The organism is Porphyromonas bobii (genome assembly GCF_943169685.1).
GTDB classification, from domain to species: Bacteria; Bacteroidota; Bacteroidia; order Bacteroidales; family Porphyromonadaceae; genus Porphyromonas; species Porphyromonas pasteri.
In genome coordinates this window covers 56,331-81,442 of sequence record NZ_CALPBU010000008.1, presented here as the reverse complement: position 1 = coordinate 81,442, position 25,112 = coordinate 56,331, and the positions used below count along the sequence as shown (strand labels likewise).

Annotated in this window: 29 protein-coding genes; 1 reads left to right on the top strand and 28 read right to left on the bottom strand. The window is 53.6% G+C overall.

Going from position 1 to position 25,112, the window contains the following annotated elements; all coding sequences use genetic code 11:
* Positions 1 to 79: 79 nt before the first annotated feature.
* Complete coding sequence (gene uvrB / locus KO088_RS08120; RefSeq protein ID WP_188807998.1) at positions 80 to 2,101, top strand: excinuclease ABC subunit UvrB; 2,022 nt, start codon at positions 80 to 82, stop codon at positions 2,099 to 2,101.
* Between the two features lie 98 nt (positions 2,102 to 2,199).
* Here the strand turns inward: uvrB and KO088_RS08115 are convergent, their stop codons facing one another.
* The 28 genes from KO088_RS08115 to KO088_RS07980 all read right to left on the bottom strand — a co-directional run bounded on the left by KO088_RS08115 (position 2,200) and on the right by KO088_RS07980 (position 25,112).
* The gene (locus tag KO088_RS08115; RefSeq protein ID WP_215494310.1) at positions 2,200 to 2,955 is read right to left on the bottom strand and encodes a porin family protein; all 756 of its coding nucleotides are present in this window, start codon (positions 2,953 to 2,955) and stop codon (positions 2,200 to 2,202) included.
* Positions 2,956 to 2,964: 9 nt separating this feature from the next.
* Complete coding sequence (locus KO088_RS08110) at positions 2,965 to 3,858, bottom strand: PCMD domain-containing protein (protein ID WP_215494309.1); 894 nt, start codon at positions 3,856 to 3,858, stop codon at positions 2,965 to 2,967.
* A gap of 152 nt (positions 3,859 to 4,010) precedes the next feature.
* Positions 4,011 to 4,370 carry a 50S ribosomal protein L19 gene (gene rplS / locus KO088_RS08105; protein WP_188807994.1) on the bottom strand — a complete coding sequence of 120 codons (360 nt, stop codon included), beginning with the start codon at positions 4,368 to 4,370 and terminating at the stop codon, positions 4,011 to 4,013.
* Positions 4,371 to 4,649: 279 nt separating this feature from the next.
* Positions 4,650 to 6,215 (bottom strand): coiled-coil domain-containing protein, encoded by a 1,566-nt coding sequence (locus tag KO088_RS08100; RefSeq protein WP_215494308.1) that lies wholly within the window; start codon positions 6,213 to 6,215, stop codon positions 4,650 to 4,652.
* Between the two features lie 164 nt (positions 6,216 to 6,379).
* Positions 6,380 to 7,099 carry a master DNA invertase Mpi family serine-type recombinase gene (locus KO088_RS08095; protein WP_349665981.1) on the bottom strand — a complete coding sequence of 240 codons (720 nt, stop codon included), beginning with the start codon at positions 7,097 to 7,099 and terminating at the stop codon, positions 6,380 to 6,382.
* A gap of 798 nt (positions 7,100 to 7,897) precedes the next feature.
* A complete protein-coding gene (gene rplQ, locus KO088_RS08090) occupies positions 7,898 to 8,365 on the bottom strand; it encodes a 50S ribosomal protein L17 (protein ID WP_044114816.1) in 468 nt (155 codons plus the stop codon).
* 8 nt (positions 8,366 to 8,373) lie between these two features.
* Positions 8,374 to 9,387 (bottom strand): DNA-directed RNA polymerase subunit alpha, encoded by a 1,014-nt coding sequence (locus KO088_RS08085; RefSeq protein ID WP_215494307.1) that lies wholly within the window; start codon positions 9,385 to 9,387, stop codon positions 8,374 to 8,376.
* Positions 9,388 to 9,409: 22 nt separating this feature from the next.
* Positions 9,410 to 10,015: a 30S ribosomal protein S4 gene (gene rpsD / locus KO088_RS08080; protein WP_009433243.1), complete on the bottom strand. Its 606-nt coding sequence runs from the start codon at positions 10,013 to 10,015 to the stop codon at positions 9,410 to 9,412.
* 303 nt (positions 10,016 to 10,318) lie between these two features.
* Complete coding sequence (gene rpsK / locus KO088_RS08075) at positions 10,319 to 10,705, bottom strand: 30S ribosomal protein S11 (RefSeq protein ID WP_044114818.1); 387 nt, start codon at positions 10,703 to 10,705, stop codon at positions 10,319 to 10,321.
* An 11-nt stretch (positions 10,706 to 10,716) separates the two neighbouring features.
* Positions 10,717 to 11,097 carry a 30S ribosomal protein S13 gene (gene rpsM, locus KO088_RS08070; RefSeq protein WP_009433263.1) on the bottom strand — a complete coding sequence of 127 codons (381 nt, stop codon included), beginning with the start codon at positions 11,095 to 11,097 and terminating at the stop codon, positions 10,717 to 10,719.
* Between the two features lie 41 nt (positions 11,098 to 11,138).
* The gene (gene ykgO / locus KO088_RS08065) at positions 11,139 to 11,255 is read right to left on the bottom strand and encodes a type B 50S ribosomal protein L36 (protein WP_009433293.1); all 117 of its coding nucleotides are present in this window, start codon (positions 11,253 to 11,255) and stop codon (positions 11,139 to 11,141) included.
* A gap of 12 nt (positions 11,256 to 11,267) precedes the next feature.
* A complete protein-coding gene (gene infA, locus KO088_RS08060; RefSeq protein WP_005468188.1) occupies positions 11,268 to 11,486 on the bottom strand; it encodes a translation initiation factor IF-1 in 219 nt (72 codons plus the stop codon).
* Between the two features lie 17 nt (positions 11,487 to 11,503).
* Entirely contained in the window at positions 11,504 to 12,289 is a 786-nt protein-coding gene (gene map, locus KO088_RS08055; protein ID WP_009433296.1) for a type I methionyl aminopeptidase, read from the bottom strand.
* A 1-nt stretch (position 12,290) separates the two neighbouring features.
* Entirely contained in the window at positions 12,291 to 13,631 is a 1,341-nt protein-coding gene (gene secY / locus KO088_RS08050) for a preprotein translocase subunit SecY (RefSeq protein ID WP_215494306.1), read from the bottom strand.
* Positions 13,632 to 13,637: 6 nt separating this feature from the next.
* Positions 13,638 to 14,084 (bottom strand): 50S ribosomal protein L15, encoded by a 447-nt coding sequence (rplO, locus tag KO088_RS08045; RefSeq protein ID WP_009433238.1) that lies wholly within the window; start codon positions 14,082 to 14,084, stop codon positions 13,638 to 13,640.
* A 28-nt stretch (positions 14,085 to 14,112) separates the two neighbouring features.
* On the bottom strand, positions 14,113 to 14,289 hold the full coding sequence (gene rpmD, locus KO088_RS08040; protein WP_215494305.1) for a 50S ribosomal protein L30: 177 nt from the start codon (positions 14,287 to 14,289) through the stop codon (positions 14,113 to 14,115).
* A 25-nt stretch (positions 14,290 to 14,314) separates the two neighbouring features.
* Positions 14,315 to 14,839 (bottom strand): 30S ribosomal protein S5, encoded by a 525-nt coding sequence (rpsE, locus tag KO088_RS08035; protein ID WP_009433282.1) that lies wholly within the window; start codon positions 14,837 to 14,839, stop codon positions 14,315 to 14,317.
* Positions 14,840 to 14,853: 14 nt separating this feature from the next.
* Positions 14,854 to 15,198 (bottom strand): 50S ribosomal protein L18, encoded by a 345-nt coding sequence (gene rplR, locus KO088_RS08030; RefSeq protein WP_009433271.1) that lies wholly within the window; start codon positions 15,196 to 15,198, stop codon positions 14,854 to 14,856.
* Positions 15,199 to 15,224: 26 nt separating this feature from the next.
* Positions 15,225 to 15,776, bottom strand: a complete 552-nt coding sequence (gene rplF, locus KO088_RS08025) for a 50S ribosomal protein L6 (protein ID WP_215494304.1) — start codon at positions 15,774 to 15,776, stop codon at positions 15,225 to 15,227.
* An 18-nt stretch (positions 15,777 to 15,794) separates the two neighbouring features.
* The gene (gene rpsH, locus KO088_RS08020) at positions 15,795 to 16,190 is read right to left on the bottom strand and encodes a 30S ribosomal protein S8 (protein WP_009433286.1); all 396 of its coding nucleotides are present in this window, start codon (positions 16,188 to 16,190) and stop codon (positions 15,795 to 15,797) included.
* A 920-nt stretch (positions 16,191 to 17,110) separates the two neighbouring features.
* Positions 17,111 to 19,021, bottom strand: a complete 1,911-nt coding sequence (locus KO088_RS08015) for a DUF262 domain-containing protein (protein WP_215494303.1) — start codon at positions 19,019 to 19,021, stop codon at positions 17,111 to 17,113.
* Between the two features lies 1 nt (position 19,022).
* Complete coding sequence (locus KO088_RS08010) at positions 19,023 to 20,351, bottom strand: DUF262 domain-containing protein (RefSeq protein WP_215494302.1); 1,329 nt, start codon at positions 20,349 to 20,351, stop codon at positions 19,023 to 19,025.
* A gap of 627 nt (positions 20,352 to 20,978) precedes the next feature.
* Positions 20,979 to 22,112, bottom strand: a complete 1,134-nt coding sequence (locus KO088_RS08005; protein ID WP_251419901.1) for a metallophosphoesterase — start codon at positions 22,110 to 22,112, stop codon at positions 20,979 to 20,981.
* A gap of 27 nt (positions 22,113 to 22,139) precedes the next feature.
* Complete coding sequence (locus KO088_RS08000; protein WP_215494301.1) at positions 22,140 to 23,534, bottom strand: MATE family efflux transporter; 1,395 nt, start codon at positions 23,532 to 23,534, stop codon at positions 22,140 to 22,142.
* 200 nt (positions 23,535 to 23,734) lie between these two features.
* The gene (locus KO088_RS07995; RefSeq protein ID WP_009433277.1) at positions 23,735 to 23,884 is read right to left on the bottom strand and encodes a DUF4295 domain-containing protein; all 150 of its coding nucleotides are present in this window, start codon (positions 23,882 to 23,884) and stop codon (positions 23,735 to 23,737) included.
* Positions 23,885 to 23,902: 18 nt separating this feature from the next.
* Positions 23,903 to 24,091 (bottom strand): 50S ribosomal protein L33, encoded by a 189-nt coding sequence (rpmG, locus tag KO088_RS07990; protein WP_009433251.1) that lies wholly within the window; start codon positions 24,089 to 24,091, stop codon positions 23,903 to 23,905.
* Positions 24,092 to 24,101: 10 nt separating this feature from the next.
* Complete coding sequence (rpmB, locus tag KO088_RS07985) at positions 24,102 to 24,353, bottom strand: 50S ribosomal protein L28 (protein ID WP_009433260.1); 252 nt, start codon at positions 24,351 to 24,353, stop codon at positions 24,102 to 24,104.
* 210 nt (positions 24,354 to 24,563) lie between these two features.
* Positions 24,564 to 25,112: an FHA domain-containing protein gene (locus tag KO088_RS07980; RefSeq protein ID WP_060935608.1), complete on the bottom strand. Its 549-nt coding sequence runs from the start codon at positions 25,110 to 25,112 to the stop codon at positions 24,564 to 24,566.

Genomic DNA, 25,112 nt, shown 5'->3' with positions numbered 1-25,112 from the left:
CCAGCAGTGGGTCATCTCCATCACCCGCTGCTGGGGGTGGAGGCGACCCACTCACTATATCCCCTCTATCGCTCCATCCATGTCCTTCAAGCTCACCTCACGCTTCCGCCCCACGGGAGACCAACCGCAGGCCATCGACGAACTCGTCCACGGCTTCGAGTCGGGTGTTCCCTTCCAGACGCTCCTCGGGGTCACAGGCTCGGGGAAGACGTTCACCGCGGCCAACGTCATCGCCCGCCTCGGCAAGCCCACCCTTGTACTTAGCCACAATAAGACCCTCGCAGCACAGCTCTATGCGGAGTTCAAGGCGTTCTTCCCTGACAACGCTGTCGAGTACTTCGTCTCGTACTACGACTACTATCAGCCCGAGGCCTACATAGCCGCCTCCGACACCTATATCGAGAAGGACATGGCGATCAACGCCGAGATCGAGAAGCTCCGTCTACGCGCCACGGCTTCCCTCCTCTCGGGGCGTGAGGACGTCATCGTGATCTCCTCCGTCTCGTGCCTCTATGGTATGGCAGACCCGAAGGCCTTCGAGGAGAAGATCCTGCGCCTACAAGAGGGACAGCGCTACAGTCAGGAGCAGCTGAAGCGCGACCTGGTCCTCAATCACTACGTCAACGACCGCCTGACCTTCACCCCGGGCTACTTCCGTGTCAAGGGCGACACCATCGATATCTTCCCCTCCATCGAAGGCTTTGACGGTGTGGCGTACCGTGTGACCTTCTGGGACGATGAGATCGAGCGCATCGCTTCCTTCGACCCACAGAGCGGTAGAGAATACGGGCCGATGACACGCCTCATCGTCCACCCCGCAAACCTCTTCGTCACGACGCAGGAGCAGGTCAATTCCGCCGTCGGGCAGATCGACGTCGACCTCGGTCAGCGCGTGCAGGAGCTGGAGGACGAAGGCCGTGCCTTCGAAGCCAAACGCCTCTACGAGCGTACCACCTATGACCTGGAGATGATCCGCGAGCTGGGCTACTGCTCGGGTATCGAGAACTACTCCCGCTACTTCGATGGTCGCCAGCCTGGTGAGCGCCCCTTCTGTCTCCTCGACTACTTCCCGAATGACTTCCTCCTCATCATCGACGAGAGCCACGTGACCGTACCACAGATCCATGCGATGTACGGCGGTGACCGCTCGCGTAAGACGAGCCTCGTGGAGTACGGCTTCCGCCTGCCTGCTGCGCTGGACAATAGACCGCTGAAGTTCGAGGAGTTCGACGACCTCACCCCACGCATCCTCTATATCAGCGCGACGCCCGCCGAATATGAGCTCACCAAGAGCGAAGGTGTCGTCGTCGAGCAGCTCATCCGCCCCACGGGCCTTCTCGATCCGCCTATTGAGGTACGCCCCACACTCCATCAGGTCGATGATCTCGAGCACGAGATACAGATCTCCATCGAGCGAGGCGAGCGCGTGCTCGTCACCACGCTCACCAAGCGCATGGCCGAGGAGCTCTCCGAGTACCTCATCAAGCACGGCGTCTCATGTAGCTACATCCATAGCGATGTCGATACGCTGACGCGCGTGCAGATCATGGAGGACCTGCGTAAGGGCGTCTATGACGTGCTCATCGGTGTGAACCTCCTGCGTGAAGGCCTTGACCTACCCGAGGTAGCCCTCGTCGCTGTCCTTGATGCCGACAAGGAAGGCTTCCTGCGTAGCCACCGCTCGCTGACGCAGACGGCAGGGCGTGCCGCGCGAAACGTCAACGGGCGTGTCATCTTCTACGCCGACCACATCACCGAGAGTATGCGCCTGACGATGGACGAGACCGCCCGCCGCCGTGCCAAGCAGATCGCTTACAACGAGGCCAACGGCATCACGCCCCAGCAGATCGTCAAGAATAGCTCCTCCGCCTTCCCCGACAAGAAGGGCGCCGATGAAGCCATTCCCTACATCGAGGCTTCGCCCGAGGCAGCTGTCGAAGACCCCATCGAGCAGTTCCTCTCGCTCGACCAGCTCCGCGAGCTTGCCGAGACGAAGCGCAGCGAGATGATGGCTGCTGCGAAGGAACTCAACTTCGTCGATGCCGCCCGCCTGCGCAACGAGCTACAACGCCTCGAGGAGAAGATCCGCCTGCTGCAGTAGCCCCCCTATCCCCCCAAAAGCACTCCGCCCCGCTATGCTCACTCGTTGGTGAGACATAGCGGGGCGGAGTGTATTAGCGGATATCGCTCGCAGCGGGGCTATCGATTGATGCGGTAGCTGACGCCGAGGTTGAGGAAGACGTGACGCAGCGAATAAGGCATGACCTCGAAGCTCTTATCAAAGATCTTCGGCAGACCTACGTTCATACGTGCCGTAAGCCCCCAGTGCGGGTCAATCTGATAGTCCGCACCGAAGCGCACACCGACGTCATTGCGCACGAGGAAGTCCCCGAGGCTGAAGGCAAGCACCGCGCCCTCCTGATAGACACGACCATCCATGAGGCCGTCGCCATCGAGCTTAGCGGTGAACTTACGCTTGAGCGCGTGAGCATAGTAGCCCCCAGCCATGAGGCGGAAGGAGCTATTCGGCAGAGCGTAGCTCACCCCCACGGGCACCACGACATAGCGGGTATCCATCTCGACACGCTGGTAGCCCGTGTAATGCTGCTCCTTGAAGTCCTCGCTCTGATAGCGGATGGGCATATCTTCGGCTTGGACGGTGGTGCTAAAGCTACGGATATCGTACTCCAGCCCGAGGAGGAGGAAGAAGGGGCTTGCAGGCGTGAGACGGTAAGAGAGGTTCAGCCCCACGTTGGGCGTACCCCCAGGCATAAAGGCCGTGACCTTCTTGACGGGCTTGGGTACGGAGGGGGGCAGAGCACCACCGATATTGAAGCCGAGGTGCACGCCTACACCGAGGCGTGAGGGCTGCTCGTCCCCCGTCTCAGCGGCGCGAGCGGGGAGTGCGAGGAGGCCAAGAGAGAGGCCGAGGAGGAGCGTTCGAATCATCTTCATACGGCAGGACTAATGATGGGGCTTAATGCGGTCCTGGAGCTTGACCTCGCGCAGGCGCAGCTCGCTACCCACAGCACCGATGTACTCGGCACCACGGAAGCTCGAGGAGAAGACCAGAGCCAGACGATACTTCTTCGTCGTGAAGTCCACGGCTTCGTAGCGTGCTTCGTCGACGGGTGTGAGGCGCAGGCGATAGGTCTGCCACGTGCCAGCGGGAGTCGTAGGCTCCAGCTCGACGTAGCCCTTCGCCACGATGCGCGCATCCGTCTGCAGCGTCACGCCATTGAGGTAGCTCGCATCGTCGGTGACTTCGTAGAAGACAGCCGAGACAGCGGCACGGTCTTCGCTGGGAAGCTCGACCTTCTTATCCTGCCCATGGATGACCTTCTCACCCGCCTTGTACTGGTAGGTGAAGTCCACGATCTCGGGGATACCGCTGGAGTAAGGCTGACCGAAGAGCGTCGACTCAAGGGGCTTCCCCACGAGATTGCGTGCATCGACCTGACCTGTATAGAGGGCACCTGCAATGACGTTCGTCCCGATACCGAAGAAGTAGAAGCCCTTAATCGAACGGATGATGGCGCCATGAGCCGCTCCATTCTCCTCCAGTGGCACGACGGGATAGTCCGTAGGCGAAGAGGCGAGCATCGTGTAGCCCTGATTGCTGGCCGAGGCCCAATAGGTATTCTTAGCGTCTTCGTCAGCGCTGATAGCGGGTAGACGATAGGCACCCTTGCTCACATCGATCCAGCGCGTGAAGTCAAAGCTCTGGCTGGCGGTGAGTACGCCCTCCTTGTACTGGCGATCGATGAGGCTGCGCTCCTTGCGCGTGATGGGGTCATCACACGAAGCGAAAGCCACGGCAAGAGCCATGAGGGCAAGTGAAGTGGAAATTCTTTTCATCAACATCTATGTGGATATAAACTGGCTATCCCCCGAGGGGATAAGCAAGCATCAGCCCCATCACCGAGCGTGTCGGCGATGGGGCTGTATGCTTGGTATGAAGGCTTGGGGCACCCGTCCGCCGTGAAGCGGAAGATATCCCCGAGGTCTTCTTACTTCTCAGCGACGTAGCGGCGCTCCTTGATGCGCGCCTTCTTACCGGTGAGGGCACGGAGGTAGTAGAGCTTAGCGCGACGTACCTTACCGAACTTCTCGACAGTAATCTTTTCGATGAAGGGGCTTTCGATCGCGAAGATACGCTCTACGCCTACACCTTCGCTGATCTTACGAACCGTGAAACGCTTCTTGTCACCGTGACCGCTGATGCGGATGACGACGCCACGATAGCGCTGGATACGCTCCTTACCCCCTTCGCTGATGCGGTAGTCAACGGTGATAGTGTCACCACTACGGAAGGCGGGGTGGCTCTTACCAGTAGCGAAAGCTTCGTTGACGATCTTAATAAAGTCCATTGTTTGTCCTTTAGCTTATTTGATTAGTACTACACTAAACGCAATATAACAGGCCACACTTATTCATATATTCCTGACAGAGATTACGCAAAGCGTCGCAAAGGTACAAAAAAGCGCGCAATCACAAGGCCTTATCACAGGGCAACGTTCCGCTCCCCCTTATGACATATTAGGAGCTAGTCCAAAACACATTATGCGAGCCTATGAGGTAATCAAATAATCCCCCCTGCTCTAAACTAGATAGAGGCAGGGGGGACTATACTTAGTGAAGAGAACTAATTACTTAGCGAGTTCCAGGAGCTTAGCGATGATCTTCTTGAGCTTAGCGATTGACTCTTCTAAGTCCTTCAGGTCTTGATCAGCTGCATCCTTTACCTGCTTAGCTGAAGTAACGACGACATCAAGTTCCTTCGCCTTTGCTTCGAGAGCAATACGCTGCTTGCTGATTTCAGCGAGCTGAGCATTCAGGACCTTGATTTCTGCGATCTTATCCTGAATCTTCTTCTCGAGCTTGCTCTTATCTACACGGATCTTATCCTCAGCCTCCTGAGCCTTAGCGGCAGCCTGAGCTTCTGCGAATCGAGCATCACGAAGTGCCTTTACTGCATCCTCTACAGCCTTCTTATTCTTTGCTTCTTCAGCCTTAGCTTCCTTGCCGATCGCAATGGTCTTCTCTGCGAGAGGGCGGAAAGCATCAAGAGCCTTCTGAGCCTGATCGATGGCATGCTTGTCACCGGAAGCCTTTGCGTCCTCGAGAGCCTTCTTCTGCACCTCTAACTGCTTGGCAGCTGCCTCTGCATCCCTCTGCTGCTCAGCCAGACGATTTGCATTCTCAGATTGGATGCTTTTTGCAGTCTCAAGGCTCTTGGCGCTACCTTCACGAGTAGCGATAGCCTTCTGGTGCTCCTTCTTGAGAGCTTCAACTGGAGCAAGAAGGGTCTTCAGCTGAGCTTCGAGCTCTTCCTGCTGCTTCTTGAGAGGCTCAACTTCGGCACTAGTCTTAGCCTTTTCCTGAGCCTGAAGCTTTGCGATCTCAGCCTTAACCTTATTCAGCTCAGCGAGCTTACTATTGTAGTCATCAGTCTTGCCCTTAGCATACTCTGTAGCGATCTTTGTCTGACGCTCCAGTGCCTTCAGTGCATCATTTGCAGCATTAGCCTGCTCCTTGAGAGAGAGCTTTAAGGCGGCAAGCGCTGCTTGACTCTTAGCCAGCTCAGCCTGCTTGATCTCAAGCTGCTTGTTTACTTCTACGAGCTTCTTCTCAGCTTCGAGCTTCTCACGACGGAGCTGATCAAGCTCTTTCTTAAGGTTAGCAAGTTCTTTCTTAGCCTCTTCCAGCTCCTTACGGACGGTAGCGAGATCGGTCTTCGTAGCGTTGTGAGCATCTACTTCAGCCTGCTTACCTTCTTCAAGAAGCTTCTTTTCTTCTTCGAGCTTAGCGATACGAGCTTGAAGCTCCTTGTTAGCGGCCTCAGCCTTCTCAGCACGAGCTATAGACAACTCGTGAGCATTCTTCTCAGCTTCAAGCTTTGCCGTAGCTTCAGCAAGTTTTGCAGCAGCTTCCTGCTCCTTGCCTTGCGCTACCTTGACCTGCTCGCCGAGAGTTACGATACGTTCATTAAGACTCTTCTGCTCAGCTTCGAGCTTAGTGATCTTCTCCTGAGCAGCCTTAAGATCTGCAAGACTCTTTGCATGCGTAGCCTGTAGGTCACTCAGACTCTTCTTACCTTCGGCAATCTGTCGCTCGTAAGGGGTAAGGTCTACGTCATTCTTCTTACAAGAAGTAACTGATGTTCCGAGGATAAGCAATCCAAGGAGTAGCGCTGGTGTAAATGTTTTCTTCATATCCAACACGGGTTAAATGTTATTAATAGAATGTCAAGCATTGACATCCAGCAACAAATATAGAAGCCTAAATCTTCGCGCTTAGCTCCCCGGAACTATGCACTTAATCAATAGACACACACCCATTTCATCCGCTATTTATCTCGCAATTCGATAGCCACACTTTATGTGAAGGAAAAATGTTCCTTAATTCTTCCCTCTGAGTCTTGAGGGCTCGCTTCGGGCATCAGCTGATACCGCTGGATAAATAGCCTCAGCGTCGGGATGCTAACACCGAGACTCTGTGCAATAGCACTCTTCGTCTTTCCCAAAGCAAGCAAATGGCAAATTTCTGCTTCACATCCAGACAGCTTCAGACGCTTGCCCTGGCTTCCTCTTGGCCTACCAAGCCTTCTCCCCTGAGCTCGCAGTCGAGCAAGTGCATCCCGAGTACGTTGAGCGATCAGCTTCCGTTCAATTTCCGCCGAGAGAGCAAAGGCAAAAGCAAGCACCTTACTTGTCACATCCTCCCCTAATCGGTAGCCATCCTTAACTGTCCAAACAGTACACCGCCGCTGCATACATAGACTGAGGATATCCATAACCATGAAGAGACTACGTCCCAGACGACTAAGTTCACTACACAGGATCATATCTCCTTCACCAACCTGATCAAGCAATGCCCCCAGCTCGCGTTCTCGATAATTGCGCCCGCCAGAAACAGTCTCTTCTATCCAGCGGTCAATATGAAGTAGTTCATGCATCGCAAAACGCTGAAGTTCGTAACGCTGGTTCTCCGTCGTCTGCTTGTCACTGCTGACTCGTATATATGCGTATATCATGAGCTCAATATTGATTATAGTGATACCTAATGTATAAAGAACCCTACACTGCGATAACGACATCACAATATAGGGTACAGGGCAACCGCATCAAAATTACGAGAAAACTACAACGTTCTGGTTATTAGATTGTTTCGTTTTATTGATAATCATTAGATGCCTTGACTTACAAGAAAATGAATATTGATAATCAGGCGCTTACATTTTTATGCGGTTGCCCTGGGCCTTATCACGCAACACGTACGACGATTCATCCCCGACGACCGCCTCCTGCGCCCAAGGACCGAGAGGGAAAAGGCGCCGCTGAAGCTCCCTCCTCACCGTACGCTACCCCACCTCTCCGAGGGAAGGGTGTGTCAACCTATATAGGTCACTGCTCCGACCTATATAGGTCGAGCGTGAGACCAATATAGGTTCGTACGCGGACCAATATTGGTTCACTCGCAGACCACTATAGGTTTCACATGCATTCCACTATTGGTTCGCATATGGGCCCAATAGTGGGATGAACGCAAACGACTATTGCTCTGCCCCTCCCCCACTATTCCTCCTCCGCCACGCCCCATACAAAGCCCCTCCTTCTGCAGTGCTTCGGAAAGAGACGCACAGCAGAAGGGAAAAGCAACCAGTACTGGTCAGCATCGTGACCAGTACTGGTAAGTGGTGGTGACCAGTACTGCTCGCTGAAGTGACCAGTACTGATCCGATCGGTGACCAGTAGTGGTCTCTTTTAGCCCGCCCAAGAGTTGCTCTATCTCAACCCACCAGGAAGGAGAGCCAGATGCGCGAAAGCAAAAGTGCCCGCTGCGACCGAAGTCACAGCGGGCACTCGCCGATAGAATATCGAAGGGGGGAGAGCTACTATTCTGCGCTTTCTGCAGCAGGAGCTTCAGCCGTAGCCTTCGTAGAGCGGCGTGAACGACGCGTCTTAGGAGCAGCCTTCTTGTCAGCCTTTTCCTTGAGCATGTTCTCGTTGAAGTCTACGAGCTCGATGAAGCAGACTGCAGCGTTGTCACCGAGACGGTTACCCGTCTTGAGGATACGAGTGTAGCCACCGGGACGGTCAGCGATCTTTTCAGCAACGGGGCCGAAGAGTTCCTTGACAGCAAACTTATTCTGCAGCTCAGCGAAGACGATACGACGTGCGTGCGTGGAGTCTTCCTTAGCGCGGGTCAGCAGGGGCTCGACATATACGCGAAGCGCCTTTGCCTTAGCGACCGTGGTGAAGATGCGCTTGTGCAGGATGAGCGATGCAGCCATGTTGGAAAGCATAGCCTCGCGGTGCGCCTTCTTACGACCGAGATGATTGAATTTCTTATTATGTCTCATCTTTCTACTTAGTCATTATCTAAATTGTACTTGCTAACATCCATCCCGAAGGTGAGTCCGAGTCGCTCCATCAGCTCGTTGAGCTCGTCCATAGACTTCTTACCGAAGTTGCGGAACTTGCTGAGCGTATCAGCGTCGAGGACGACGAGGTCGGCCAGACGGAATACGTTGCCGGAGCGGAGGCAGTTCTGCGCACGGACGGAGAGATCGAGATCCTTGAGATCAGTACGGAGCAGCTGAGATACGCGATCGATCTCCTGCATGTCCAGTACCTCCTCGTCGCCTTCCTCGATGACTGCATTCTCTTCTACTTCGACAGGGTCAGAGATGAAGAGGCTGAAGTGCTCGATGAGGATAGCTGCTGCGTCCTTGAGAGCCTGCTGGGGATGAATGCTCCCGTCAGTAGTGATCTCGAGGGTCAGCTTCTCGTAGTCAGTCTTCTGCTCTACACGATAGTTCTCCGTGAAGTACTTGACATTACGGATAGGCGTATAGATCGAGTCGATAGCGATCGTCTGCAGCTCATTCTCCTGAGCCGTGTCGACCAGCTTCTCATCAGCGGGGATGTAACCACGCCCCTTGTTGATGGAGAGCTCGATAGTAAGGGTATACGCCTCATCGATGTGGCAGATGACCAGCTCGGGATTGAGGACTTCGAAGGAAGTAAGCTTGCCGTTGAGCTCGCCAGCGAGGAACTGCTGCTGACCAGAGATCGTCAGGCTGACGGTCTCCTCAGCAGCGTCCTGGACGAGGGCACGGAAGCGGACTTGCTTCAGGTTGAGAATGATGTTAGTTACATCCTCCAAGACACCCGGAATAGTAGCAAATTCATGATTGACACCTTCGATCTTGATGGTCGAGATGGCGTAGCCTTCGAGTGAAGAAAGGAGTATACGACGCAGGGCATTACCGACAGTGGTACCATATCCCGGCTCAAGAGGGCGGAACTCGAACTTAGCGTACGAGTCCGTCGCATCCATCATGAGGACGTTTTCGGGCTTCTGAAATGCTAATATTGCCATGTGAGTGAGATAATAGGGATTATTACTTAGAGTATAGTTCGACGATCAGCTGCTCCTTGATCTCTTCGGGGATGTCTTCACGCTGAGGAGCGCTGAGGAACTTACCGGAGAGAGAAGCCTGATTCCACTCGAGCCAGCTGTAGCTGCTGTGGCTACGACCAGCCAGAGAGTCGGTGATGACCTCTAAGCTCTTCGCCTTCTCACGGACGCCGACGACCTGGCCGGGCTTGAGGGTGTAAGAAGGGATGTTGACTACCTGACCATCGACGGTGATGTGACGGTGCGAGACGAGCTGACGAGCAGCTGCACGCGTCTTAGCGATGCCGAGGCGATAGACGACGTTGTCGAGGCGGCTTTCCAGGAGCTGGAGGAGCACTTCACCCGTGACGCCCTTCGTGCGCTGAGCCTTTTCGAAGAGGTTGCGGAACTGACGCTCGAGTACGCCATAGGTGTACTTAGCCTTCTGCTTTTCCTTGAGCTGGATGCCATATTCGCTCGTCTTACGACGGCGGTTGTTGCCGTGCTGTCCAGGAGGATAGTTCTTCTTGGAGAGTACCTTGTCGGCACCGAAGATAGGTGCGCCAAGCTTACGGGCGATCTTTGATTTTGGACCTGTATATCTTGCCATTGTCTTCTATTGTTGAAGCAGTACGAGCGACCTCTCGGGGAGAGGCAACGCTGGAGGCAGAGAGCAGCGGGTGGCGGGAGGGAGGCGGAGTGCAGCCGCGACCGGTTATGAGGAGAGGATAGATATATGAAAGTATAGCCAATCTTTCACTCGTCGTCTACCTCGGCGCCTTGCTTAGCTCAGGACTCTTAGCGTTCGCTCGCGCCCTGGTGCTCGATGGAGGGAGCACGGTGAGCGAAGCGTCTCTGGGAGTGTACTGCGATCTTTATGAAACTACTCTGTGATCTGAAGCGAAGTCAGGGATTAGACGCGACGACGCTTAGGAGGACGGCAGCCATTGTGTGGCATTGGGGTCACGTCGACGATCTCAGTGACTTCGATACCAGCGCCATGGATGGTGCGGATAGCAGACTCACGGCCGTTACCTGGACCCTTGACGAAGACCTTGACCTTGCGCAGACCGAGGTCGTAAGCGACCTTAGCGCAATCCTGGGCCGCCATCTGAGCAGCGTAAGGGGTGTTCTTCTTAGAGCTACGGAATCCCATCTTACCAGCCGAAGACCAGCTGATGACCTGACCTTCGTTGTTGGTCAGAGAGATGATGATGTTATTAAAAGAAGAGTGGATGTGAGCCTGGCCCACAGCGTCGATCTTGACGACCTTCTTCTTTGCGACTACTTTCTTTGCCATATCAATCTCTATTACTTAGTAGCTTTCTTCTTATTTGCGACAGTCTTCTTCTTACCCTTACGAGTACGAGCATTGTTCTTCGTACTCTGACCGCGTAGAGGCAGACCGATACGGTGGCGGACACCACGGTAGCAACCGATGTCCATCAGTCGCTTGATGTTGAGCTGGACTTCGGAGCGCAGATCCCCTTCGACCTTGTACTCGGCACCGATCACCTCACGGATAGCGGCAGCCTGGTCGTCGGTCCAGTCCTTTACCTTGATATTGCGATCGACCCCAGCCTTATCAAGGATCTTGGTAGCGCTGCTACGACCGATCCCGAAGATGTAAGTCAAGGCAATTTCTCCTCGTTTGTTTTGTGGCAAGTCGACGCCAACAATTCTGATAGCCATACTTATCTTAGTTCGTTAAAATATAGTCCGATGGTTAGAGACTACCCCTGGCGTTGCTTGAACTTGGGGTTCTTCTTGTTGATTACGTACAGACGCCCCTTGCGACGAACGATCTTGCAGTCGGCGGTGCGCTTCTTGAGTGATGCTCTTACTTTCATATCTATATAGGGTTATTTATATCTGAATGATATACGCCCCTTAGTCAAGTCGTAGGGAGACATCTCTACCTTGACCTTGTCACCTGGGAGGATCTTGATGTAGTGCATACGCATCTTCCCAGAGATGTGGGCGGTGATGACGTGTCCGTTCTCGAGCTCAACCTTGAACATTGCGTTCGAGAGCGCTTCGAGGATGACACCGTCGAGTTCTATTGCTGCTTGCTTCGGCATATACTGTGGTTGCGAGATTAAAACTCTCTGTCTACCAAGACTTCCTTGATAAAGTCAAACGAAGAGAGGATATCGGCCTTGCCATCGCGGATAGCGACGCAGTGCTCGAAGTGGGCTGAAGGCTTGCCCGTCTTAGTACGGACGGTCCAGCCATCGCGATCGAAGATGACATTCTTCGAGCCCATGTTCACCATTGGCTCGATGCAGATGCACATCCCAGAGCGGAGCTCAGGCCCCGTGCCACGGCGCCCGAAGTTGGGCACACCTGGCTCCTCATGCATGTTCTTCCCGATCCCGTGGCCTTCAAGTTCGCGGACGATATGGTAGCCGCGTGCTTCACAATACTGCTGGACCGCAGCGCCGATATCACCGACGCGCTTCCCCGCTACAGCATGCTCGATGCCGATGTAGAGGGATTCCTTCGTCGTGCGAAGGAGAGCCAGAGTCTCGGGAGCTACCTCACCTACAGCGAACGTGTAGGCGGAGTCCCCAGTGAAGCCTGCGAGCTTCGTGCCACAGTCAACGGAGACGATGTCACCGTCCTTGAGTACGACCTTCGAGGAAGGGATCCCGTGCACCACATGGTCATTGACCGAGGTGCAGAGACTCCCAGGGAAGCCATTGTAGCCGAGGAAGGCGGGAGTCGCACCGTTGTCACGGATGAACTCCTCAGCGCGCTTGTCCAGCTGCAGGGTCGAGACCCCAGGAGCTATGATCTTAGCGACCTCGGCGAGCGTACGACCTACCAGGAGGTTGGCCGCGCGCATGAGTTCGATCTCTTCGTCTGTCTTTAAGTAGATCATCTTAGTAAGCAGCTACAGAGCCGGTACGTCCCTTGATACGGCCACTCTTGAGCAGACCATCGTAGTGGCGCATCAAGAGGTGGCTCTCGATCTGCTGGAGCGTGTCGAGGACGACCCCGACAAGGATCAGCAGCGACGTACCACCGAAGAACTGAGCGAATCCCCCAGAGATACCGATGACACGAGCGAAGGCAGGCATAATAGCCACGATAGCGAGGAAGAAGGCACCGGGGAGGGTGATGCGGTCCATGATCGCATCGAGGTAGTCCTTCGTAGCCTTGCCAGGCTTCACACCGGGGATAAACCCATTGTTACGCTTCAGGTCGTTGGCCATCTGCGTTGGGTTGATCGTGATCGCTGTGTAGAAGTAGGTGAAGAGGAGGATGAGGATCGCGAAGACCAGGTTGTACCAAATGCTCGTATTGTCCATGAAGGCCTGTACGAAGCCGTTGGCACGGTCACCCTGTGCCCAGCTGAGGAGCGTGATAGGGAGCATCATGATCGTCTGCGCGAAGATGATCGGCATGACGTTAGCGGCATTGACCTTCAGCGGGATGTACTGGCGAGCACCGCCGTACTGCTTGTTCCCGACGACGCGCTTAGCGTACTGTACGGGCACACGACGCGTACCCTGGACGAGCAGGATAGCACCGGCCATGACGGCGAGCAGGAAGACGATCTCGAAGAGGAACCACACGAGCCCCCCAGCACCGCCAGAGGCGCGCGTCCCCCATTCGGCGAGCACAGCTCCTGGGAGGCGGGCGATGATACCGATCATGATGATCAGAGATACACCGTTGCCAAGACCCTTGTCTGTGATACGCTCACCAAGCCAAAGGACGAACATACTGCCTGCAGCCATGACGACGATCGCATAGATATCGAACCACAGTCCTTCGGGCAGTGAGCCCCCTGCTTGGCGCAGCTGCATGTTCAGGTTGACCAGATAGGCCGAACCCTGGACGAGCAGCAGGACGACGGTTAGATAGCGTGTCCACTGGTCGATCTTGCGGCGCCCGCTCTCCCCTTCCTGCTGCAGCTTCTGGATAGAAGGCACAGCGATAGCGGCGAGCTGCATCACGATAGACGCGGAGATATAAGGCATGATCCCCATAGCGAAGATCGAAGCATTAGAGAATGCTCCCCCTGAGAACATATCAAGGAGTGCCATCAGACCTTCGCTTGTCTGCTTGTGCAGGGCGCTGAGCTGGTTAGGATCGATCCCTGGGATGACGATGTACGATCCCAGGCGATAGATCAGGACGAAAAACAAGGTGGTGAGGATCCGCTGACGCAGCTCCTCTACCTTCCATATGTTTTTCAGTGTCTCTATTAAGCGCATGAGCTATTAGAGTTTTACTGCACTACCTCCCTGTGCGATGATAGCTGCTTCTGCGGACTTGGAGAAGGCGTTAGCCTCGACCTCGAGCTTCAGGCTGAGCGTACCGTTACCGAGGATCTTGACGAGGTCGTTCTTACCGACCAGGCCAGCCTCGATGAGGTCTGCCTTAGCGATGCGAGTCAGGCTCTTAGCTTCTGCCAGGCTCTGCAGCGTGGAGAGGTTGACAGGTGCATATTCGACGCGGTTGATATTCTTGAAGCCGAACTTAGGCAGACGACGCTGGATAGGCATCTGACCACCTTCGAAGCCGATCTTCTTAGAATAACCCGAGCGGCTCTTAGCCCCCTTGTGACCACGAGTAGAAGTACCCCCGAGACCAGAACCAGGACCACGACCGATGCGCTTACGCGTCTTGACGGAGCCCGCTGCGGGCTTCAAACTTGATAAATCCATTTTTCTTCTGTCTTTCTTTATAGGGTGATTACTCTACGATGCGCACCAGGTGCTTTACCTTCTCGACCATCCCGCGGATCTGGGGATTGTCCTTGTGCTCGACCGTCTGGTTGAGCTTCTTCAGACCAAGTGCCCGAAGCGTGAGCTTCTGAGTCTTGGGGCTCTTGATCTGGCTACGTACTTGCTGGATCTTTATCGTTGACATTGTACTTAGAGTCTATGGATGATGATTAGCCCTTGAAGACCTTTTCGACAGAGATGCCACGCTGGCGAGCGACCATCAGAGGCGAGCGCATCTGACAGAGAGCTTCGATCGTAGCCTTGACGAGGTTGTGAGGGTTAGACGAACCCTTGCTCTTAGCGAGGACGTCCGTTACGCCGACACTTTCCAGGACGGCACGCATAGCACCCCCAGCCTTAACCCCGGTACCGGCAGAAGCGGGCTTGAGGAAGACGCGAGCACCACCGAAGGATGCGGACTGTTCGTGAGGGATCGTACCCTTGTGGAGGGGGATCTGCTTGAGGTTGCGGCGAGCAGCAGCACCACCCTTCTGGATAGCTGCGGATACTTCACCAGCCTTACCCAGGCCGAAGCCGATACGGCCTTCTTCGTCACCGACGACGACGATAGCTGCGAAGGTGAAGGTACGACCACCCTTGGTAACCTTGGTTACGCGGTTGATGGCCACGAGGCGCTCTACGAGCTTATCCTTCTGCTCGGTATCTCGGTTTGTCTTTGTGCGATTATCTGACATTGCGATAGACAGTATTAAAAGTTAAGACCTGCCGCACGTGCAGCATCAGCGAGCTCCTTCACACGGCCGTGGTAGAGGTAGCCATTACGGTCAAATACTACGGTGGATACACCTGCGGCTTGGGCAGCCTTAGCTACCTCCGTACCTACGAGTGCTGCGATCTCCTTCTTCGTACCTTCAGCATTGAGCTTGAGGGAAGAGGCGCTTGCGATCGTGACGCCATCGACGTCGTTGATCACCTGAGCATAGATCTGCTTGTTGCTTCGGAATACCGTCAGGCGAGGACGCTCTGCCGTACCGCTGATCTTGGCACGTACACGCGTCTTGATCTTCTGTCTTCTTATTTCTTTCTTCAACATGATTGCTTTATACGTGTTTTAAGCGGTTACTTACCAGCTGACTTACCCGACTTACGGCGGACAACCTCACCTTCGAAGCGAATACCCTTACCCTTATAAGGCTCTGGCATACGGAAGGAGCGGATCTTAGAGCACACCTGACCCAGCAGCTGCTTGTCAGCAGAAGAGAGGATGATCAGGGGGTTCTTGTTACGCTCAGTCTTCGTCTCCAGGTTGATTTCCTTAGGGAGCTGGAGGAAGATGTTGTGCGTGAAGCCGAGGCTAAGCTCGAGGATCTGACCCTGGTTGGATGCACGATAACCGACACCGACCAGCTCAAGCGTCTTGGTGAAACCTTCGGAGACACCGACGATCATGTTGTTGATGAGGGCACGATAGAGGCCGTGCAGTGAGCGCTCTTGGCGATCATCGCTACCGCGACGGACGACGACCTGAGCATCTTCTACGGCTACTTCGATACGAGCATCTACGCTCTGAGTGAGTTCGCCCTTAGCGCCCTTTACAGTGACGACACCATCCTTCACGGACACCGTTACGCCAGCAGGGATGCTAATGGGGTGCTTACCTATTCTTGACATAGTTTGTACCTCCTTGCTTTAGTAGATGTAACATAGCACTTCGCCACCTACCTTGAGCTGCGAAGCTTCCTTATCGGTCATGACACCCTTCGAAGTAGAGAGGATAGCGATACCGAGACCATTGAGTACGCGGGGCATCTCACGATAGCCGACATACTTACGAAGACCTGGGCGAGAGACGCGCTTCAGGGCCTTGAGGGCGTTCACACGACCCGAGCGGTCGTACTTCAGAGCCACCTTGATGCTCCCCTGAGGGCCATCTTCGACGAACTTAAAGTTGAGGATGTACCCCTTGTCGAAGAGGATCTTCGTGATCTCTTTCTTTAGATTAGACGCGGGGATCTCGACCACACGATGGCCAGCCTTCACTGCATTACGCAGGCGCGTCAGATAATCTGCAATAGGATCTGTCATTAAATTGAGAATTAAATTGATCCGGACGTCCCGGACAATATTTAAACATACTGCTTAGTGCCTTCTCTGCGACCAAGCGCCCCTCAGAAAGGAGCACATCGGCGCATAAAAAGCATGCAAATTTACAAACTATTTGCCACACTTGCAACTCACACAAGCATAAGCATATCGCATCAACTCAGCACAGCCTTAAGACACCCCCTATCCGAGGTATAATCCACCCCTCCACCACAACGGAAGCGCAACCTTCGTCACCACACGCTCCACCTACCGCAAAGGAGATAAAACCCTCTACATCACCCGCTAATCCTTCGCAAGCCCTCCTCCAAGCTACACGACCCTACTACCAGCCATTGCCTTCCCTCCCGAAAGAAACTCCCCTCTCTACAAGCTCGTAGAAGCAACCACTATATGAAGACTGTTGCCGCAAGTCCCGCCCTCTATTTATTATGCTAAGGCATCGCACGCTCAGCCCCACGATATACCTCACCGAAGTGATACGCAAGCCCTTCGCCTTATCACGAGTATTCTTCTTATCCAGCGGAGGGAAAAGTGCTGTTCTCGCAAAGAAAAATGCTCCTCCCCGTAGTGGTATTCTTCTATCTATGCACGTAGTCTTAAAGACCAGGCACGCAAATCCAAATATCCACGTACGTAGATATTAGAGCCACGTACGTAGCCCCAACTTATCTGCCACTCGTCCGCAACTTTTATCCCTATGCGGAGCAGCAACCTACTATGGGTTTGCACCGCATACCACTACTCGTTTGCACCCCACACCAATAGTTATTTGCACTCCTCCCCGCATAAGCTGGACTAAAGGACAACGCCGCCCTCGGGAGACAATCCCGAGGGCGGTAAACTAACAGCGCATATTACGACCACCAGGTGCGTGCGCGAAAAGCAGAGAGACCTATAGCCTATTCCTCTTCTACGGCTTCCTGCAGAGCCCTACAGAGCAGGCGGATCATCTCCTTCTCATGCTTAGCGCACTCTGACTGCCTCCACTTTTCGCTGGAGCCCCCTTCAATGATATCACCCATGATGCGAAGCTTCAGACTACCCTTCTGCACCATCTTCTTATAAGACTTCATCTTAGATTCTGGCGAGAGATTAGAGAACTTGGAATTGACACTGCGAGAGATAATACACAGATTGCCGAAGGTATCTATCCCGTCCCATGCCTCAAAGGTACCTTCGGACGGATGCTGGGGATACCAGTGCTCTACTGAGTTACGGAACTCGAAAACAAAGTCTTTATACTTCTCCTTATCTTCCTTCCACAGCAAGTAGTCTAGGTAGTTGAAGACAACATGCGGAGTCTGGACACCGAGCTCATAATTACCCGGATCTAAGAAGTTCTCCATCACAGCTTCTGCTGCTATGCGCTCTGCCTCGTCGGTTAGTTTGTATCGCTCGGTCTCGTTGTTGTTAAACAACCACACCAGCAGTTCCGTTATCCAGTGCATCACCTTAGGAGATGTGTACGATACACGTAGTGCGGACTGTATCATCAGACACTCCTTATTGCGTGGTGCATAGGTCTTCTCCCACTCATTCTCATAGCGAAGTCTTGTGTTTGCATAGTAAGCCTTCTTCTTATACCCTGCGCCCGCAGTGCACAACTCTTTGAGGCTCCAGGCGCCTTCTTGATCATCACCTGCATACTCGCGCTTGATGATAAACTGATCAAACAGGAAGCGGGAACGCAACAAGAACAGAATAAACTTACGGGCGAAGCTCGCCTCATTCTCCTTGATAGGCTTAGCACCCATTTGCCCACAAGCGATCACCTTATTATAGTCTGCAAGCAAGCGCTTGTCATCAAGCAAGCTACCCAAGCCACTTCCTTTACTTAAAGACACATTCTCAACACGAAGAAAAACTCGGAGGACATGAAGCAAGAAATGAGGGAAGCCTATGATACTATCGAAACGTATCGGAGTATTGTCACTCTCTCGTACAGCATCCAACGCCGCAACTTTAAAGTCGGATCTCGTGACGCTTGTGATTGAAAATCCCTCATCAGCACTCTGACCCATCTTTAGGCAACCTGTATAGCGAGACCAACTCCCCGACAACTTATCAGGCGACCATTTATCGCCAAAAATCTCCTCTCTCTCCGCTTTCGCAAAGTGCATCTGGACATAGCCTGTCATATCACTACAAGCATTCCATACCCTGGAGAAGAACTCTTGTTCTCTCCTATTACTGAGATACCTCATGAGCTGGGCCTTGAGGATATCATGTTGCTCCAGCTGCTCACCTCGGGTATTCATGATCTCAAAGTAGCGATTAAGATCCGTATGCTCGGGCACCTCTATCCGATAGAGAATTACACTCTTCAGGCGCTCAATGAAGGCTTCTACATCAATGACATCTCCTACCGTGAACTTCTGCTCAATTACCTTGAGTCCATTAAGAATAGACTGCTCTATTCGATCCATATCATCCGCAAGAGGCTTCTCCTTCGAGAGCAAATCTTGAATATGAACCAGTGTATAGTTTGAGTTCGGACGACAGTCAAACGAAAGTGTTTTCCCAACCTCTCGTTCCAAGCGACGGCGTGAGACTAGGTAGTGCAGCAAGAGATAGAGCGTAGTTAGGCGCTGTTGTCCATCCACGACCTCATATGTCTCTTCCTTACCCTTGACCTTAGCCACGACAAGCGAACCGATGTAGTAATCCCCAGTGGAGTCATTGATATCATCGATGAGCTGCACGATCTCCTTATCCTCCCAGGCATAAGCACGCTGGTAGCGAGGGATCACATAGTGCACCTCCTTATCAAAGAGGGTCTCATCATCAAGTATTCTCAGTTCCTGTATCATCTTACTTATATCCGTTTAATAGTAGAAGGTCTTCATACAGCCCCTGCCACTTCTCTGTCTCAGCCTTATCATTATCTCGTTTTACCATCAGAGGCATCCCTGATATCTCCGTATGCCTACGAGCCGAAGAGATCAGTGAAATTACGGGCTCAGAATTGGTATACTTATCATTATCTCCAAGGCCAATAGCATACCGATTAACGGTATCAAAGCCCAAATGATTCATATCAACTCGAAGCATCATCGCCCATGTAAACAGCTTCTTCACTGCCATCAAATCGAAGTTATGGAAGCGGTCGTAGTAGCAGAGCAGAGCGCAAAAAAATAGATTGCGAGCATGATTCATCCCCGTCGATGAAGACTTACAAGCCTTATCTAAGTCTGCTGGAGTTTTGATCTGCCCCACCTTTGACTTATCATCAATGAGTAGCTCCTTGATGCGTGCAAAATCAGGATTGTCAATAAGCTCCAGCTTGATACTATGAAGCATTTGCATGTAGTGGTCTACCATCTCGAAGAAATCTCCTCCTGAGATCAGTGGCTCCGAAAGCAGGAAGTAAGGCATAGCCTTGTTAGCCCGGCGTGCATAAGTGTACCCCGAACTCTCCTCAATCCCCTTATAAAGATCTATTTCAGCTGCAGTGAAGCGGCTAGACTTCCGCCGCTTGGACCAATTCCATAGCGGAAAGAGATAGTTATCGAAGAGCTCACGAATAGCCTTGGGATCCTTAGACTCCCACTTCAAGACAGCACGCTGCATATCATACTTATCATGAATCTCCCTAAGGTGATAAGCCTTGAGTAAGTCATGGGGATACAGCTCACGCCCTCGAGTATTCTGTGAGTCAAAGAGCTGAAAAGCCTCACTCCGTTCATTGACCGTAAGGACAACTACCTCTAGCACCTCACTGAGAGCCTTATCAAAGGCCTCCTTGACCCCGACATCTACAGAAGAACACCATTCACGGATTCTATCTGAATTACTATGAAGATTACCCAGAGTAACCTTATCCGAGAACTTGGCAGATAGGAGACTACATGTAAAGTTTGGGCTCAGACACAGCTTCAATAGCAAGAACGAGAGGATACGCTGCTGCCCATCGACGATGTCATACGTCGGCTTCTCCTCCTCGGTATTCGCATGGAGAATTACAGTACCTACGCGATACTTAAAGTTCGGATGCTTGTTTGCGTCCTCAATGCCCTTCTGAATATCAAGAATAAGCTCTCTGATATTCTTTTCAGTCCACTTATAGGGACGTTGGTAGCTGGGAATAACCAAATTGAGCTTTAGCAGCTCTTCAACTGAGAGTATTCTGGCCTCACTCATCTCTTTCTACATCGATAATCTATAGGGGAGGATTTTACTTGGGGGAAATTAGCAGAGGCGTGATGGCGAACAGCAGGTCATCAACTTCCGCTTTCGGCAGGCAAATATAGGTAACTTCATCCCATAAAACAATCAACTACCCCACAAACACTTACACACTACACATGACTCCCTGACCAAAAAGCATTATACACAAAGCAAAAAGACAACGTTACGCCAGCCGAAATCCCCATCATGGCGGGGAGAAGACCCAAGCAAGCAATCCAAAGGAGGGGTACCTCCCCCTTCTCTACCCCCGCAAGGTGGCATCTCACTCCGAGGATGAAGAAAAGGAGAAGCCAAGGAAGGGAATATCAACCTATACTGGTCCGTGAGCGAACCACTATTGGTCAACGAGCCAACCACTACTGGTCAGAAAACGAACCACTACTGGTTCGCTCACGGACCAATAGTGGTTCATACCACCCACCTACGAGGTAGCCTATCTTACAGCAGCACAGGAGCACCACATCCTCCTACAACAAAGCGAGATACCCCTCCCACACAGACAAAGAATACCGCCAAGCGCCAGCCCTCTTGAGAGAGCTGGCGCTTGGCGGTATTTGGATGGAGCGGAGCTATAGCCCGCTACCAGTAGAGGTCGTAGACGCGGATCTCACTGCGCGTACCTACGCGGTAGGTCGCACCCGCCGAGCCGATACCTGAGGAGATGCACACCTCACGCTCACCCACAGGGCGCGTACCCGAGACCATACCGTAGCGCCACCAGACCATCAGTTGGCCGGGCCAGATCTGTCCGCCGTGGGTATGGCCACAGAGGATGAGGTCCACGGGACTATCGCCGATGCTATCTATCGAGGCGGGCGTATGCTCCATGAGCACGACGGGTCCTCGCAAGGGATCCGCTTCGTTGGCGATGACCTCGAAGGGCTTTCGGTTGCCATTCACCCAGTCATCACGCCCGATGAGCGTAAGCGGGCCATTCCCAGGGAAAGCGATACTGTCGCGAAGGAGCGTACCACCGACTTCGGAGACCCAGCGGATATTGGCCTCCAGATCGTCACGATATTCGTGATTCCCCAAGACGTAGTACACACCCAGAGGCGCATGGAGTGAGCGAAGCGAAGCCATCACACGCGGATCATAAGCGTAGACGGCGCGGTGATCGATGAAGTCCCCACCGCAGAGGATGAGGTCAGGCTGCTGGTCTTGGATGAGCTTCACCGCACGAGCGATATAGTCGGGCGTCATCGCCTCGCCGATATGCAGGTCGGAGAAGAAGACCAGACGTATGCGCTTCTCGGGCTGTGCCCCTTCGGGCACTAGACGCTTGACGGTGTACTTCTGATACATGACGCGCGGGTAGCGCACATTGCGGTGGCCGATGACCATCGTCGTGAAGAAGACCGCAAGGGTAGCGATGAAGGCGATGACCTTCGCACCCTGCTTTACCGCAGGGCGAGCCGAAGCATAGAGCTTGAATGTGCGCGCATCGATATAGCGTAGGATATTCACCCCGACGACGACGGCCGTGGCGTACATCGTAGAGAAGAAGATGTACACGCTACCATTCATCACGGCACTCATCCAGTCGGCTTCGAAGCGGCGATGGATGAGGAGCGCGATGGAGAAGAGTACAAAGATCAGCACCAGCAAGCCCCAGAAGACGCGGCGCAGACGTGGCCCCAGCACTTGCCCTGCGCGCCACCCGAGGTACGGGAAGAGGAAGAGGCAGCAGAGGACCGAATACAAATAAACCATAGTATAAAGGGAAAGTGGCGTGCGACCTTAGAGCCCCTCGGAGGAGAACTTACGGTCGAAGATCTTGAACTGATAATACATCAGGATCATCCCCAGCACCCCTGCAGCGATGTCCGAGAAGGGCATAGCGAGCCATACACCCGTAGCATCCCAGAGCAGGGGGAAGAGGAAGAGCGCAGGCAGGAGGAAGAGGATCTGACGAGAGAGACTCAAGAGAAGCGCCTTCCCCCCGAAGCCGATACTCTGGAAGAACTGCGTAGCCGTGACCTGGAAGCCTACGAAGGCAAAGCCATAGAGACAGAGGCGTAGCGCATGCACCGAGGCCTCGATCATCTCAGGCGAGCTGGTGAAGAGTGAGGCGATCAAGCCTGGTGCCACCACCGCTACGATAGTCACGAAAGCACCGATACCGAAGTTCGTAGACGAGCAGATCTTGAAGGCCTGACGCACACGGTCCATCGCACGGGCTCCGTAGTTGTAGCCCACGATGGGCTGCATTCCCTGAGCGATACCGAGCATGAACATAAAGCCCACAAGGGCCGCGCTATTGATGATCCCATAAGCCCCCACCGCTCGGTCAGCCATCAGAGAATTCTCCGCATAGCGAGCCAAGGTAGAGTTGATGAGGAAGGCGATGCCACTACTGAGGAGCTGCAGGAAGAAGGGCGACATACCGATAGAGAGGATCGCCAGGATCTGCTCGGAGGAGAGGCGCATATTGCGTCGGCGGAACTGCACCTCGCTCTTGCTGCTGAGGAAGTGCTGCATCACAAACGCTGACGACACAGCCATAGCGATCACCGTAGCCCAAGCAGCCCCCTCAATACCCCAGTCAAAGCCATAGATGAAGAGCGCATCGAGGAGCGTATTGAGCCCTGCCCCGATGAGCATCGTGATCATCGCCTTGTAGGGATATCCCGAAGCACGCATGATCGCATTGAAGCTGAAGCAGAGCGTCGAGAAGATATTCCCCGGGATCATGATCTTCAGATAGTCGTAAGCGAAGGGGAGCGTGCGGTCATTAGCCCCCAGAGCACGGAGGATATCGTCGAGCCAGATCATCACCGGCACTAAGGTCAGCACCTGCGTGACCAGAGTCAGCAGGAGGGCATTACTCAGGATACGCTCAGCCTGATCGTGCTTGTTCTCGCCGAGGAGGATGGACACACGAGATGAAGCCCCGACGCCGATAAGCATACCGAAGGCTTGGATGAAGATCAGGATAGGGAAGGTCAGAGCAAGCCCCGTGATAGCAAATTCACTGACGCCCTGCCCGATGAAGATACGGTCGACGACGCTGTAGAGCGCATTGACCATCGTCCCCACAATAGCTGGGACACCATAGTGAATAAGGAGGCGTGGGATGCTCTCGTGAGCTAAGCGCTCGATGCGCTCGGTGTTTTTTTCTACCTGCGTAGACATGAAGATCTCTGCTTTATAGGGTCGGCACCGCAGCTGATAGAGGCGCGGTGAGGGGAGTTAACTCGGAGGTCTCGAAAAGATAAGAGGCTGCCCGCTTGCATTGCATGGGGCAGCCTCTTGTAGGTGTTTGCTACACTCGGGTAGCGGCGGTGGGTGCGACCTCTATAGCGAGGGCAGAGCACCCGACGAAGTTCGTTCGATTAAGAGAAGAACTCCTTGACGGCTTCGTTGGGGACCATCTCTTCCTGGAAGATGTAAGCACCCGTCTTAGGGGACTTGACCATCTTGATGACCTTAGAGTAGGTACGACCGTCGGCCTTCTTGAATGATGCGACTGCTTTCTTTGCCATTGTCTTGTCTCCTCGTGATTACTTGATTTCCTTATGGACCGTCATACGCTTGAGGATGGGGTTGTACTTTCTCAGCTCAAGACGCTCGGTCGTATTCTTTCTGTTCTTGGTCGTGATGTAGCGGGACGTCCCTGGCATACCACTCTCCTTGTGCTCAGTGCACTCGAGGATGACCTGTACTCTGTTTCCTTTAGCTTTCTTTGCCATGATCTTCCTACTACTTTACTTTGATTTCACTTAGGTAGCCATTGTTTGCAGCCTGACGCACAGCGGCATCGAGACCGATCTTGTTGATGAGGCGGAGGCCTGCGGCAGACACCTTCAGGACGATCCAGCACCCTTCTTCTGGCCAGAAGAACTTCTTGGTAAACAGGTTGACTTCGAAGCGGCGCTTTGTCTTGCGATTGGAGTGCGAGACATTGTTGCCGACCAGGGCTTTCTTACCTGTAATCTGACAAATCTTTGACATTACTCTTATATTTTAGTTTGTTATTTCTAACGTAATCAGCGACTTGTATCTTCACCTCCCTCAGGAGGACTCTACAATCGGTCTGCAAAGTAAGCAAAAAATACGCACATAAGCAACCCACTATACTATGCAGACGTAAAAAATCGTCCACCACGACGAGAGCGGTGAGCGTAGCTCGTTGGCCCCGCGAGTGGAGAGGGAAGGCGCAAGCTACGACTCCTCGATGGTGGGATCTTCGGGGAGAGGTTCGTCGCTGAAGATGATGGAGGTAGCGCCGAGCGTGAGCACGTCTCCAGGCTGGAGGTAGCGCCACTCCTTCGGGGCGAGAAGCTCGCCTGCGAGGAAGGTCCCCACTCGGCTATCGTCATCTGCCACAGCGAAGCGGAGCTTCCCCGTGCGCCCCTCGGTGACCTTGATGATCGCATGATGGCGATCCATACTCGGGTCGGAGGTGATGATAGGGATATCCGTGGCGGTATCCTTGTTGCGACGGCCGATAGCATTCACCCCGACGTAGAGGGGGAAGAGCTGCTTATAGCCGAAGACATTCTCTACCACGATGATATGCCCGACGGAGGTGCGCTGCTCTTGTCGCTTCGTGCTCTTAGCCGAAGGCAAGCGCAGACGCAGGTTGAGCTGATGCGTGCACTGCGGGCAGATGATCGAGAGGCGATCCTCTCCCGAGGCCTGTAGCTCCTCGATACGCTCCCTCCTCAGAGGGATCGCCGTATCGCACTTGGGGCAAAAGATTTTCTTCAT

Coding starts and splice junctions, on each gene's coding strand:
- KO088_RS08015 (WP_215494303.1), bottom strand. CDS start 19,021: ATGATACAGGAACTGAGAATACTTGATGATGAGACCCTCTTTGATAAG.
- uvrB (WP_188807998.1), top strand. CDS start 80: ATGTCCTTCAAGCTCACCTCACGCTTCCGCCCCACGGGAGACCAACCG.
- infA (WP_005468188.1), bottom strand. CDS start 11,486: ATGCCGAAGCAAGCAGCAATAGAACTCGACGGTGTCATCCTCGAAGCG.
- rplF (WP_215494304.1), bottom strand. CDS start 15,776: ATGTCAAGAATAGGTAAGCACCCCATTAGCATCCCTGCTGGCGTAACG.
- rplO (WP_009433238.1), bottom strand. CDS start 14,084: ATGGATTTATCAAGTTTGAAGCCCGCAGCGGGCTCCGTCAAGACGCGT.
- rpsH (WP_009433286.1), bottom strand. CDS start 16,190: ATGACAGATCCTATTGCAGATTATCTGACGCGCCTGCGTAATGCAGTG.
- rpsE (WP_009433282.1), bottom strand. CDS start 14,839: ATGTCAGATAATCGCACAAAGACAAACCGAGATACCGAGCAGAAGGAT.
- ykgO (WP_009433293.1), bottom strand. CDS start 11,255: ATGAAAGTAAGAGCATCACTCAAGAAGCGCACCGCCGACTGCAAGATC.
- KO088_RS07980 (WP_060935608.1), bottom strand. CDS start 25,112: ATGAAGAAAATCTTTTGCCCCAAGTGCGATACGGCGATCCCTCTGAGG.
- KO088_RS08000 (WP_215494301.1), bottom strand. CDS start 23,534: ATGTCTACGCAGGTAGAAAAAAACACCGAGCGCATCGAGCGCTTAGCT.
- KO088_RS08005 (WP_251419901.1), bottom strand. CDS start 22,112: ATGGTTTATTTGTATTCGGTCCTCTGCTGCCTCTTCCTCTTCCCGTAC.
- KO088_RS07995 (WP_009433277.1), bottom strand. CDS start 23,884: ATGGCAAAGAAAGCAGTCGCATCATTCAAGAAGGCCGACGGTCGTACC.
- secY (WP_215494306.1), bottom strand. CDS start 13,631: ATGCGCTTAATAGAGACACTGAAAAACATATGGAAGGTAGAGGAGCTG.
- map (WP_009433296.1), bottom strand. CDS start 12,289: ATGATCTACTTAAAGACAGACGAAGAGATCGAACTCATGCGCGCGGCC.
- KO088_RS08095 (WP_349665981.1), bottom strand. CDS start 7,099: ATGTCGTTATCGCAGTGTAGGGTTCTTTATACATTAGGTATCACTATA.
- rplQ (WP_044114816.1), bottom strand. CDS start 8,365: ATGAGACATAATAAGAAATTCAATCATCTCGGTCGTAAGAAGGCGCAC.
- rplR (WP_009433271.1), bottom strand. CDS start 15,198: ATGTTGAAGAAAGAAATAAGAAGACAGAAGATCAAGACGCGTGTACGT.
- KO088_RS08100 (WP_215494308.1), bottom strand. CDS start 6,215: ATGAAGAAAACATTTACACCAGCGCTACTCCTTGGATTGCTTATCCTC.
- KO088_RS08085 (WP_215494307.1), bottom strand. CDS start 9,387: ATGGCAATATTAGCATTTCAGAAGCCCGAAAACGTCCTCATGATGGAT.
- rpmG (WP_009433251.1), bottom strand. CDS start 24,091: ATGGCAAAGAAAGCTAAAGGAAACAGAGTACAGGTCATCCTCGAGTGC.
- KO088_RS08010 (WP_215494302.1), bottom strand. CDS start 20,351: ATGAGTGAGGCCAGAATACTCTCAGTTGAAGAGCTGCTAAAGCTCAAT.
- KO088_RS08115 (WP_215494310.1), bottom strand. CDS start 2,955: ATGAAGATGATTCGAACGCTCCTCCTCGGCCTCTCTCTTGGCCTCCTC.
- rpsK (WP_044114818.1), bottom strand. CDS start 10,705: ATGGCAAAGAAAGTAGTCGCAAAGAAGAAGGTCGTCAAGATCGACGCT.
- rpsD (WP_009433243.1), bottom strand. CDS start 10,015: ATGGCAAGATATACAGGTCCAAAATCAAAGATCGCCCGTAAGCTTGGC.
- rpmB (WP_009433260.1), bottom strand. CDS start 24,353: ATGTCAAAGATTTGTCAGATTACAGGTAAGAAAGCCCTGGTCGGCAAC.
- rpmD (WP_215494305.1), bottom strand. CDS start 14,289: ATGTCAACGATAAAGATCCAGCAAGTACGTAGCCAGATCAAGAGCCCC.
- rpsM (WP_009433263.1), bottom strand. CDS start 11,097: ATGGCTATCAGAATTGTTGGCGTCGACTTGCCACAAAACAAACGAGGA.
- rplS (WP_188807994.1), bottom strand. CDS start 4,370: ATGGACTTTATTAAGATCGTCAACGAAGCTTTCGCTACTGGTAAGAGC.
- KO088_RS08110 (WP_215494309.1), bottom strand. CDS start 3,858: ATGAAAAGAATTTCCACTTCACTTGCCCTCATGGCTCTTGCCGTGGCT.